10 protein-coding genes are annotated in these 10,977 nt (G+C 63.4%); 9 read left to right on the top strand and 1 reads right to left on the bottom strand.

Translation table 11 applies throughout. From position 1 onward, the window contains the following. Nucleotides 1-3: 3 nt before the first annotated feature. The 9 genes from murD to lpxC all read left to right on the top strand — a co-directional run bounded on the left by murD (nt 4) and on the right by lpxC (nt 10,452). Nucleotides 4-1,350 (top strand): UDP-N-acetylmuramoyl-L-alanine--D-glutamate ligase, encoded by a 1,347-nt coding sequence (murD, locus tag BJQ17_RS03650; protein ID WP_003251854.1) that lies wholly within the window; start codon nt 4-6, stop codon nt 1,348-1,350. Beyond that, complete coding sequence (gene ftsW, locus BJQ17_RS03645; RefSeq protein ID WP_003251856.1) at nt 1,347-2,561, top strand: putative lipid II flippase FtsW; 1,215 nt, start codon at nt 1,347-1,349, stop codon at nt 2,559-2,561. The genes murD and ftsW overlap by 4 nt, the downstream gene beginning before the upstream one ends. Beyond that, nucleotides 2,551-3,630, top strand: coding sequence for an undecaprenyldiphospho-muramoylpentapeptide beta-N-acetylglucosaminyltransferase (gene murG, locus BJQ17_RS03640; protein ID WP_003251858.1), 1,080 nt, complete (start codon nt 2,551-2,553; stop codon nt 3,628-3,630). Before ftsW ends, murG begins: the two co-directional genes overlap by 11 nt. Continuing rightward, a complete protein-coding gene (murC, locus tag BJQ17_RS03635) occupies nt 3,623-5,071 on the top strand; it encodes a UDP-N-acetylmuramate--L-alanine ligase (protein WP_003251860.1) in 1,449 nt (482 codons plus the stop codon). Before murG ends, murC begins: the two co-directional genes overlap by 8 nt. Continuing rightward, the gene (locus tag BJQ17_RS03630) at nt 5,068-6,024 is read left to right on the top strand and encodes a D-alanine--D-alanine ligase (RefSeq protein WP_003251863.1); all 957 of its coding nucleotides are present in this window, start codon (nt 5,068-5,070) and stop codon (nt 6,022-6,024) included. Before murC ends, BJQ17_RS03630 begins: the two co-directional genes overlap by 4 nt. A gap of 5 nt (nt 6,025-6,029) precedes the next feature. After that, nucleotides 6,030-6,899, top strand: a complete 870-nt coding sequence (locus tag BJQ17_RS03625) for a cell division protein FtsQ/DivIB (RefSeq protein ID WP_003251865.1) — start codon at nt 6,030-6,032, stop codon at nt 6,897-6,899. A gap of 14 nt (nt 6,900-6,913) precedes the next feature. Then, on the top strand, nt 6,914-8,176 hold the full coding sequence (gene ftsA, locus BJQ17_RS03620; RefSeq protein WP_003251867.1) for a cell division protein FtsA: 1,263 nt from the start codon (nt 6,914-6,916) through the stop codon (nt 8,174-8,176). A gap of 55 nt (nt 8,177-8,231) precedes the next feature. After that, nucleotides 8,232-9,428: a cell division protein FtsZ gene (gene ftsZ / locus BJQ17_RS03615; RefSeq protein ID WP_003251871.1), complete on the top strand. Its 1,197-nt coding sequence runs from the start codon at nt 8,232-8,234 to the stop codon at nt 9,426-9,428. Between the two features lie 112 nt (nt 9,429-9,540). Beyond that, a complete protein-coding gene (lpxC, locus tag BJQ17_RS03610) occupies nt 9,541-10,452 on the top strand; it encodes a UDP-3-O-acyl-N-acetylglucosamine deacetylase (RefSeq protein ID WP_003251873.1) in 912 nt (303 codons plus the stop codon). 47 nt (nt 10,453-10,499) lie between these two features. On the opposite strand, the gene BJQ17_RS03605 is transcribed toward lpxC, so the two are convergent. Continuing rightward, complete coding sequence (locus BJQ17_RS03605) at nt 10,500-10,955, bottom strand: DUF721 domain-containing protein (protein ID WP_003251875.1); 456 nt, start codon at nt 10,953-10,955, stop codon at nt 10,500-10,502. Nucleotides 10,956-10,977: the final 22 nt, after the last annotated feature.

Here is a 10,977-nt window from a genome sequence, read left to right as displayed (position 1 = left end):
AGCGTGTCTTTGATCGCTTCCGACCAATTCCGCATCGTTGTCGGCCTCGGCAAGAGCGGCATGTCCCTGGTTCGCTTCCTGGCGAGCCGGGGCATTGCCTTTGCGGTCGCCGATACCCGCGAGCAACCGCCGGAACTGGAAACCCTGCGCCGTGATTACCCGCAGGTGGAAGTGCGCTGTGGTGAACTGGACGTGGACTTCCTGTGCCGCGCCAACGAGTTGTACGTGAGCCCCGGTCTGGCCTTGGCCACGCCGGCCTTGCAGCAGGCGGCCGCGCGTGGCGTGAAGCTGTCTGGCGACATAGAGCTGTTTGCTCGCCATGCCAAGGCGCCGATCATTGCCATCAGCGGTTCCAACGCCAAGAGCACCGTCACGACGCTGGTCGGTGAAATGGCCGCCAAGGCCGGCAAACGCGTGGCCGTGGGCGGTAACCTCGGTACCCCGGCGCTCGACCTGCTGGCCGATGACATCGAGCTGTACGTGCTGGAGCTTTCCAGCTTCCAGCTGGAAACCACTGACCAGCTCAACGCCGAAGTGGCGACTGTTCTGAACATCAGCGAAGACCACATGGACCGCTATAGCGGCCTTCCGGCCTACCACCTGGCCAAGCACCGGATTTTCCGCGGTGCCCGCCAGGTGGTGGTCAACCGCCAGGACGCCCTGAGCCGGCCGCTGCCGGTGGAAGGCCGACCATGCTGGACCTTCGGCCTCAACTCGCCCGACTTCAAAGCGTTTGGCCTGCGTGAAGTGGACGGTGAAAAATACCTCGCGTTCGAGTTCCAGACGCTGATGCCGGCGCGTGAACTGAAGGTTCGCGGTGCTCACAACCAGAGCAACGCCCTGGCGGCGCTGGCCCTGGGGCATGCTGCCGGCCTGCCGTTCGAGCCCATGCTCGCGGCCCTGCGCGAGTTCGGTGGCCTGGCCCACCGGTGCCAGTGGGTACGCGAGCGTAATGGCGTGAACTGGTACGACGATTCCAAGGCCACCAACGTCGGTGCTGCCCTGGCCGCCATCGAAGGCCTGGGCGCCGATATCGAAGGCAAGTTGGTGCTGATCGCCGGTGGTGACGGCAAAGGTGCTGAATTCACTGCGCTGCGCGAGCCGGTCAAGCGTTTCTGCCGCGCCGTGGTATTGCTCGGCCGTGATGCCGAGCGCCTGGCCGAGGCCTTGGGCGATGCCGTGCCACTGGTTCGGGTCAAGACGCTTGACGATGCCGTACAGCAGTGTGCCGAACTGGCCCAGGCCGGCGATGCCGTGCTGCTGTCGCCAGCATGCGCCAGCCTCGACATGTTCAAGAACTTCGAGGAACGGGGGCGTCTGTTCGCCCAGGCAGCGGGAGGTCTCGCATGATCTTCGGCATCTTCAAACCCTACCCGTCGCCGCTGATCAGCGGCCGTGGCGTCGACCTGGACTTCCCGATGCTCGCCGGTTGCCTGGCCTTGCTGGGCCTGGGCCTGGTGATGATCACTTCTGCCTCCTCGGAAGTGGCTGCTGTACAGTCCGGCAACCCGCTGTATCACATGTTCCGCCACCTGGTGTACGTGTTCCTCGGCCTGGTGGCCTGCGGTGCAACCATGCTGGTGCCGATCGCCACCTGGCAGCGCATGGGCTTCATGATGCTGCTTGGCGCCTTCGGCCTGCTGGTCCTGGTCCTGGTGCCGGGTATCGGCCGTGAGGTTAACGGCTCCATGCGCTGGATCGGTTTCAGCTTCTTCAACGTGCAGCCTTCGGAAATCGCCAAGGTGTTCGTGGTCATCTACCTGGCTGGCTACCTGGTACGCCGACAGACCGAGGTGCGCGAAACCTGGATGGGCTTCTTCAAGCCGTTCATCGTACTGCTGCCCATGGCCGCCTTGCTGCTGATGGAACCGGACTTTGGCGCCACCGTGGTCATGATGGGCGCGGCGGCGGCCATGTTGTTTCTGGGTGGGGTGGGGCTGTTCCGCTTCAGCCTGATGGTGGTGCTGGCGGTGCTGGCGGTATTTGTCCTGGTCCAGGCGCAGCCCTACCGGATGGCGCGCCTTATTACGTTCACCGACCCCTGGGCCGATCAGTTCGGCTCCGGCTACCAGCTGACCCAGGCACTGATCGCCTTCGGCCGTGGCGAGTGGCTGGGCGTTGGCCTGGGCAACAGCGTGCAGAAGCAGTTCTACCTGCCTGAAGCGCACACCGACTTCGTGTTCTCGGTCCTGGCGGAAGAACTGGGCGTGGTCGGCTCGCTGCTGACCGTCGCGCTGTTCGTGTTCGTCACCGTGCGCGCCCTGTACATCGGCCTGTGGGCCGAGAAGGCCAAACAGTTCTTTGCCGCCTACATGGCGTTCGGCTTGGCTTTCCTGTGGATTGGCCAGTTCCTGATCAACATCGGTGTGAACGTCGGCCTGCTGCCGACCAAGGGCCTGACCCTGCCGTTTCTCAGTTACGGGGGGAGCTCGCTGGTGATCTGCTGCGCCTGCGTAGGCCTGTTGCTGCGCATCGAGTGGGAGAGCCGCACGCATCTGGGCAGTGAGGAGCACGAATTCAGCGAAAGCGATTTTGCCGAGGAGACCAGTCATGGCCGCTGAAGGCAAAAATGTATTGATCATGGCCGGCGGCACCGGGGGGCACGTATTCCCGGCGCTGGCCTGCGCCCGTGAGTTCCAGAAGCGCGGTTACAGCGTGCACTGGTTGGGCACCCCGCGTGGCATCGAGAACGAGTTGGTGCCACAGGCGGGTTTGCCATTGCATCTGATTCAGGTCAGCGGCTTGCGCGGCAAGGGCAAGCTGTCGTTGCTCAAGGCGCCTTTCACGTTGGTCAAGGCCGTGCTGCAGGCACGGCGCATCATTCGCCAGCTCAAGCCCGTATGTGTCTTGGGCTTTGGCGGCTATGTGACCGGCCCCGGCGGCGTGGCCGCGCGGCTGTGCGGCGTGCCACTGGTGATCCATGAGCAGAACGCCAGGGCCGGTACCGCCAATCGGTTGCTGGTGCCACTCTCGGCGCGGGTCTGCGAAGCTTTCCCGAACACCTTCGAGGCCAGCGACAAGCGTCGCACCACCGGCAACCCGGTGCGCCCGGAACTCTTCATGGACGCGCAACGCGTGCCCTTGGGCGAGCGCCGCGCACGCCTGTTGGTGCTCGGTGGCAGCCTGGGTGCGGAACCATTGAACAAATTGTTGCCTAAGGCCCTGTCTGAAGTGCCCGCGGCGCTGCGGCCAGAGGTGTTCCACCAGGCAGGCAAGCAGCACGCACCGATCACCGCCGAGCGTTATCACGAGGTGGGCGTCGAGGCTCAGGTAGAGCCCTTCATCAACGACATGGCCCAGGCTTATGGCTGGGCCGACCTGGTGGTGTGCCGGGCCGGTGCCCTGACTGTCAGCGAACTGGCGGCAGCAGGCCTGCCTTCGATGCTGGTGCCTTTGCCCCACGCGATCGACGATCACCAGACCCACAACGCCCAATATCTGGCCCGCGAAGGCGCTGCCTTCCTGATGCCACAAGCGACAACTGGCGCAGCGCAACTCGCTGAACGCCTGAACGAGGTGCTGATGCAACCCGAGAAACTCAACGTCATGGCTGGCACCGCACGGCGCCTGGCCAAACCTGCTGCAACCAGCACCGTGGTCGATATCTGCCTGGAGGTGGCCCATGGTTGAGAGCCAGAAAGCCATGCCCCAGCCGAAGATGGGCCGTATTCGCCGCATTCACTTCGTCGGCATCGGCGGCGTGGGCATGTGCGGTATTGCCGAAGTGTTGCTGAACCTGGGCTATGAAGTGTCCGGTTCGGACCTTAAAGCCTCGCCGGTGACCGAGCGCCTGGAGTCCTTTGGCGCTGAGATCTTCGTCGGCCACCGCGCCGAGAACGCTGCCACCGCCGATGTGTTGGTGGTGTCCAGCGCCATCAACCCGGCCAACCCGGAAGTTGCCACCGCACTGGAGCGGCGCATTCCGGTGGTGCCGCGTGCCGAGATGCTCGCCGAGCTGATGCGTTACCGCCATGGCGTGGCCGTTGCCGGTACTCACGGCAAGACCACCACGACCAGCCTGCTGGCTTCAGTGTTCGCCGCCGGTGGCCTGGACCCAACCTTCGTTATCGGTGGCCGTCTTACCGCTGCCGGGACCAATGCGCAGCTGGGCACCAGCCGCTACCTGATCGCTGAAGCAGACGAAAGCGATGCCAGCTTCCTGCACCTGCAGCCGATGGTCGCGGTTGTCACCAACATCGACGCCGACCACATGGCGACCTACGAAGGTGACTTCAACAAGCTGAAGAAAACCTTCGTCGAGTTCCTGCACAACCTGCCGTTCTATGGGCTGGCGGTGATGTGCCTGGACGACCCGGTGGTTCGCGAGATCCTGCCGCAGGTCAAGCGTCCTACCGTGACCTACGGCTTCAGCGAAGAGGCCGACATCCGCGCCATCAATGTGCGTCAGCAGGGCATGCAGACCCACTTCACCGTGCTGCGCCGTGATCGCGAGCCGTTGGAGGTTTCGGTGAACATGCCCGGCAACCACAACGTGCTCAACGCCCTGGCGACCATCGCCATCGCCACTGACGAAGGCATTACTGACGAGGCCATCGTCCAGGGCCTGTCCGGCTTCCAGGGTGTCGGTCGTCGCTTCCAGGTATACGGCGAGCTGCCGGTCGAAGGCGGCAGTGTGATGCTGGTCGACGACTACGGTCATCACCCCACCGAAGTGGCGGCGGTGATCAAGGCTGTGCGCGGTGGCTGGCCAAGCCGCCGCCTGGTGATCGTCTACCAGCCGCACCGCTACAGCCGCACCCGCGACCTGTACGACGATTTCGTCCAGGTGCTGGGCGATGCCAACGTGCTGCTGCTGATGGAGGTCTACCCGGCCGGCGAAGAGCCGATCCCCGGTGCCGACAGCCGTCAGCTGTGCCACAGCATCCGCCAGCGCGGCAAGCTGGACCCGATCTACATCGAGCGCGGCGTCGAGCTGGCACCGCTGGTCAAGCCACTGCTGCGCGCTGGCGACATTTTGATCTGTCAGGGTGCCGGTGATGTCGGCGGCCTGGCCCCGCAGTTGATGAAAAGCCCGCTGTTCGCAGGCGCCAAGCAGGAGAAGTCGAAATGACCAGCGCCTACGACAAGCTGCAGTCGACCCTGGACGTCAAGGCGTTCGGCCGCGTCGCCGTGCTGTACGGTGGCAAGAGCGCCGAGCGTGAGGTGTCGCTGAAATCTGGCGCCGCAGTGATCGATGCGCTGAGCACTGCCGGCGTCGACGTGGTTGGCATCGACGTCGGTGACGACCTGCTCGCACGCCTGCAGAGCGAGAAGATTGACCGCGCCTTCATCATCCTCCACGGCCGTGGCGGTGAAGACGGGAGCATGCAAGGTTTGCTGGAGTGCCTGGGCATCCCCTACACCGGCAGCGGCATCCTGGCTTCGGCGCTGGCGATGGACAAGCTGCGCACCAAGCAGGTGTGGCAGAGCCTGGGCATTCCCACGCCACGCCACGCGGTGCTGGCGAGCGAAAGCGATTGTTTGCAGGCCAGTACGGAACTGGGCTTCCCGCTTATCGTCAAACCCGCCCATGAAGGCTCTAGCATCGGCATGGCCAAGGTGAACAGCGCCCAGGAACTGGTCGCCGCCTGGCAGGACGCCGCCAAATACGATTCCCAGGTACTGGTGGAGCAGTGGATCCACGGTCCGGAGTTCACCATCGCGGTACTGCGCGGCCAGGTGCTGCCGCCGATCGCCCTGGGTACGCCGCACGTGTTCTACGACTACGACGCCAAGTACATCGCCAACGATACCCAGTACCGCATCCCGTGCGGGCTGGATAGCGTCAAGGAACAGGAACTGATCGACCTGACCGCGCGCGCCTGCGATGCCATTGGCATCGAAGGCTGGGGGCGGTTGGACGTGATGCAGGACGAGCAGGGCCAGTTCTGGCTGCTCGAAGTCAACACCGCACCAGGCATGACAGATCATAGCCTGGTGCCCATGGCGGCCCGCGCGGCTGGCCTGGACTTCCAGCAACTGGTGCTGGCAATCCTGGCCGAAAGCGTGGCGACGCGAGGTTAATAACCATGCAAGGCGCGATGATACGTCAGCAGCAACCCGTTACCGGCCGTAGCAAGCCGGTGCCGCGTGGTGCCAGCCGGCTGGTGGCCGACGAGCCCGTATCGGCGCGCCTGCCCCGGCCAAGCCTGGGCGGCCTCAAGCGCTTGCTGTGGCCGGTGTTGCTGGTGGCGGCCGGCTTTGGTGCCTACGAGGGCGCCATTCGCCTGATGCCGTACGCAGACCGCCCGATCACCAAGATCGATGTGCAGGGCGACCTCAGCTACATCAGTCAGCAGTCGGTGCAGCAGCGTATCGCGCCCTACGTGGCGGCGAGCTTCTTCAGCGTCGACCTGCCAGCGATGCGGGCCGAGCTCGAGCAGATGCCGTGGATCGCCCACGCCGAAGTGCGCCGGGTGTGGCCCGACGAGGTGGTGATCCGCCTTGAAGAGCAGCTGCCGGTGGCACGCTGGGGGGACGCAGCCCTGCTCAACAACCAGGGTCAGGCTTTCACCCCGCGCGAGCTGGCCAACTATGAGCACCTGCCGCAGCTGGCCGGGCCGCAGCGTGCTCAGCAACAAGTCATGCAGCAGTATCAGGTATTGAGCCAGATGCTGCGCCCCTTGGGCTTTTCCATCGCTCGCCTGGAGCTGCGCGAGCGAGGCAGCTGGTTCCTGACCACTGGTGCGAGCAGTGCCGGGCCAGGCATCGAGTTGCTGCTGGGGCGCGATCATCTGGTGGAGAAGATGCGCCGTTTCATTGCCATTTACGACAAGACACTCAAAGACCAGATCACCACTATCGCCCGCATTGATCTGCGTTATTCCAACGGACTTGCCGTTGGTTGGCGGGAACCGATTGCACCGACGACGGCCCAACCCGCCGTTGCGAAGAATTAGAGAGAGGCAGGACCATGGCAAACGCGCATAGCGGCAAAATGATCGTCGGGCTGGACATTGGCACCTCCAAGGTGGTGGCGCTGGTGGGCGAAGTGGGCGAAGACGGCACCCTGGAAATCGTCGGGATCGGCACCCATCCGTCCCGTGGCCTGAAAAAAGGCGTGGTGGTGAACATCGAGTCCACCGTGCAGTCGATCCAGCGCGCCGTGGAAGAGGCGCAGCTGATGGCCGGCTGCCGTATCCACTCGGCGTTCGTCGGTGTGGCCGGTAATCACATCCGCAGCCTGAACTCCCACGGCATCGTTGCCATCCGTGACCGCGAGGTCAGCCTGGCCGACCTGGAGCGCGTACTCGACGCCGCCCAGGCCGTGGCGATTCCGGCCGACCAGCGCGTGCTGCACACCTTGCCGCAGGACTATGTGATCGACAACCAGGAAGGCGTGCGCGAGCCGCTGGGCATGTCTGGCGTGCGTCTGGAAGCCAAGGTTCACGTGGTCACTTGCGCCGTCAACGCCGCCCAGAACATCGAGAAGTGTGTGCGCCGCTGCGGCCTGGAAATCGACGACATCATCCTCGAACAGCTGGCTTCGGCCTACTCGGTGCTGACCGATGATGAAAAAGAACTGGGCGTGTGCCTGGTGGACATCGGTGGCGGCACCACCGACATCGCCATCTTCACCGAGGGCGCCATCCGCCACACGGCGGTCATCCCGATTGCTGGCGACCAAGTGACCAACGACATCGCCATGGCCCTGCGGACCCCGACCCAGTACGCCGAAGAAATCAAGATCCGCTACGCCTGTGCCTTGGCCAAACTGGCTGGCGCTGGCGAGACCATCAAGGTGCCGAGCGTGGGCGATCGCCCACCGCGCGAGCTGTCGCGCCAGGCCCTGGCCGAGGTGGTGGAGCCACGTTACGACGAGCTCTTTACCCTGATCCAGGCCGAACTGCGCCGCAGCGGCTACGAAGACCTGGTGCCCGCCGGCATCGTCCTCACTGGCGGCACCGCGAAGATGGAAGGCGCCGTGGAACTGGCCGAGGAAATCTTCCACATGCCGGTACGCCTGGGCGTGCCGCACAGCGTTCGGGGGCTGAGCGACGTGGTGCGCAACCCGATCTATTCCACCGGTGTGGGCTTGCTCACCTACGGTCTGCTGAAGCAGTCCGAGGATTTGGCCCTGACCGGTAACAGCAACAGCAGCAGCAACAGCTATGGCGATGAACCGAAGGCCCCAGTGCTTGAACGCTTCAAGAAGTGGGTCCAGGGCAACTTCTAAGTTTCAAAGCAGTAGTGGTAGGCGCAACAACTAGAGAACTGTAAGGAGAGGGAAAATGTTCGAGCTCGTAGACAACGTCCCGCAAAGTCCGGTCATCAAAGTGATCGGCGTAGGTGGTGGTGGCGGCAACGCCGTCAATCACATGGTCAAGAGCAGCATCGAAGGCGTGGAATTCATCTGCGCCAACACCGATGCCCAGGCGCTGAAAAACATTGGCGCGCGCACCATCCTGCAATTGGGCACGGGTGTGACCAAGGGCCTGGGTGCCGGTGCCAATCCGGAAGTCGGCCGTCAGGCCGCGCTGGAAGACCGTGAGCGCATCGCTGAAGTGCTGCAGGGCACCAACATGGTGTTCATCACCACCGGCATGGGTGGCGGTACCGGTACCGGTGCAGCGCCAATCATTGCCGAAGTGGCCAAGGAAATGGGTATCCTCACCGTTGCAGTGGTGACCCGTCCGTTCCCGTTCGAAGGCCGCAAGCGCATGCAGATCGCCGATGAAGGCATCCGCATGCTGGCTGAAAGCGTCGACTCGTTGATCACCATCCCCAACGAGAAGCTGCTGACCATCCTGGGCAAGGATGCCAGCCTGCTGTCTGCCTTCGCCAAGGCTGACGATGTACTGGCCGGTGCCGTACGCGGTATCTCCGACATCATCAAGCGCCCAGGCATGATCAACGTCGACTTCGCCGACGTGCGCACCGTGATGGGTGAAATGGGCATGGCCATGATGGGTACTGGCTGCGCCAGCGGCCCGAACCGTGCACGTGAAGCCACCGAGGCAGCTATCCGTAACCCGCTGCTGGAAGACGTCAACCTGCAGGGCGCCCGCGGTATCCTGGTGAACATCACCGCAGGCCCGGACCTGTCGCTGGGTGAGTACTCCGACGTGGGTAGCATCATCGAAGCCTTCGCCTCCGACCACGCGATGGTCAAGGTCGGCACCGTGATTGACCCGGACATGCGTGACGAACTGCACGTGACCGTGGTGGCCACTGGTCTGGGCGCACGCATCGAGAAGCCTGTGAAGGTGGTCGACAATACCCTGCAGACTGCCCAGCAGGCGTACGAAGCGTCCAATCCTGCGCCGGTGCGCCAGGAGCAGCCAGCGGTCAACTACCGTGACCTGGAGCGCCCGACCGTCATGCGCAACCAGGCGCATGCAGGTGCTGCCGCAGCCGCTAAACTGAACCCTCAGGATGACCTGGACTACCTCGATATCCCGGCATTCCTGCGTCGTCAGGCTGATTAATGGAATTTATCAGGGGTATAAAGGTGATTGGTATTCATCAAAGGTTGGGTCTGTTATCATCCCCAGCCTTTGTTGATACCTGTTCGCAATTTGCGCTGAAGCGGCCAATGCCATGATTAAACAACGCACCCTGAAGAATACCATCCGTGCCACAGGTGTCGGTCTGCACTCCGGGGAGAAGGTTTACCTGACCCTCAAGCCTGCACCTGTTGACACCGGCATCGTCTTCCGCCGCGCCGACCTCGACCCTGTGGTCGAGATCCCTGCGCGTGCGGCCAACGTCGGCGAGACAACCATGTCGACGACGTTGGTCAACGGTGACGTCAAGGTCGATACGGTCGAGCACCTGCTCTCCGCCATGGCGGGCTTGGGCATCGATAACGCCTACGTCGAGCTCTCCGCCTCGGAAGTGCCGATCATGGATGGCAGCGCCGGTCCTTTTGTATTCCTGATTCAGTCTGCCGGCCTGGAAGAACAGGACGCAGCCAAGAAGTTCATCCGCATCCTGCGTGAGGTAACCGTGGAAGAGGGCGACAAGCGCGCCACGTTCCTGCCTTTCGAAGGTTTCAAGGTGAGCTTCGAGATCGATTTCGATCACCCGGTGCTTCGCAACCGGACCCAGAGCGCCAGCGTCGACTTTTCCAGCACGTCGTTCGTGAAGGAAGTCAGCCGCGCGCGTACTTTTGGCTTCATGCGTGACATCGAGTACCTGCGCAAGCACAACCTTGCGTTGGGTGGCAGTGTCGAGAACGCCATCGTGGTCGATGAGGACGGCGTGCTCAACGAAGACGGCCTTCGTTACGAAGACGAATTCGTCAAGCACAAGATCCTCGACGCCATCGGCGATCTGTACCTGCTGGGCAACAGCCTGATCGGCGAGTTCAAGGGCTTCAAGTCCGGCCACGCGCTGAACAACCAGCTGTTGCGCAAGCTGATTGCTGAAACCGATGCCTGGGAAGTGGTCACTTTCGAAGATGCCAGCACGGCACCGATCTCGTACATGCGCCCTGTTGCGGCCGTGTAAGTTCGAACACTCTCTAGTTCATTAAGGCCACCTTCGGGTGGCCTTTTTTATGGCTTGCCCTGAGCGTGGGCAGCCAACCGTTCCAGTGCGGCGCGCAGTTTGGGGTCGGTAATGCCCTCGGCGGTGTCGCGCAGGCTCTCGGCCGCGCTGTTCGAAAGCTCGGCCGCATGCCCGCCACGCTTGGCCGGTACCAGCGGCGGCTGTACCTTGTACAGGATGCGCCTGAGGTTGCCGAATGCTTCCATGGCCTGCAGGGCCGCCAACAAGCGCTTCTGCTGGTAGCGCAGGCGGGTTGCCCAATGGCCGTCGGTAACCACCAGCAACAAAGTACCATCGCGCCAGGACGCCACATGGCAGTGCTCGCGGGCAGCCGGTTGCAACTGGCTTTCCAGCAGGCGCTGCAAGTGCTCCAGGCGCTCGGCCTGGTTCAGCAGCAGGCGCAGCGGGCGCACCTGGCGCAGCAGGGCGGAAGGTGGCTGGGCGGGGGAGGGTTTGTAGGCCATGGGGGTACGCGTGAGGTGACGT

It is taken from the genome of Pseudomonas sp. NBRC 111139, assembly GCF_001753955.1.
GTDB classification, from domain to species: Bacteria; Pseudomonadota; Gammaproteobacteria; order Pseudomonadales; family Pseudomonadaceae; genus Aquipseudomonas; species Aquipseudomonas alloputida.
This window is presented reverse-complemented; position numbering and strand designations above follow the sequence as displayed.

Coding starts and splice junctions, on each gene's coding strand:
- ftsW (WP_003251856.1), top strand. CDS start 1,347: ATGATCTTCGGCATCTTCAAACCCTACCCGTCGCCGCTGATCAGCGGC.
- murG (WP_003251858.1), top strand. CDS start 2,551: ATGGCCGCTGAAGGCAAAAATGTATTGATCATGGCCGGCGGCACCGGG.
- murC (WP_003251860.1), top strand. CDS start 3,623: ATGGTTGAGAGCCAGAAAGCCATGCCCCAGCCGAAGATGGGCCGTATT.
- BJQ17_RS03630 (WP_003251863.1), top strand. CDS start 5,068: ATGACCAGCGCCTACGACAAGCTGCAGTCGACCCTGGACGTCAAGGCG.
- BJQ17_RS03625 (WP_003251865.1), top strand. CDS start 6,030: ATGCAAGGCGCGATGATACGTCAGCAGCAACCCGTTACCGGCCGTAGC.
- ftsA (WP_003251867.1), top strand. CDS start 6,914: ATGGCAAACGCGCATAGCGGCAAAATGATCGTCGGGCTGGACATTGGC.
- ftsZ (WP_003251871.1), top strand. CDS start 8,232: ATGTTCGAGCTCGTAGACAACGTCCCGCAAAGTCCGGTCATCAAAGTG.
- lpxC (WP_003251873.1), top strand. CDS start 9,541: ATGATTAAACAACGCACCCTGAAGAATACCATCCGTGCCACAGGTGTC.
- BJQ17_RS03605 (WP_003251875.1), bottom strand. CDS start 10,955: ATGGCCTACAAACCCTCCCCCGCCCAGCCACCTTCCGCCCTGCTGCGC.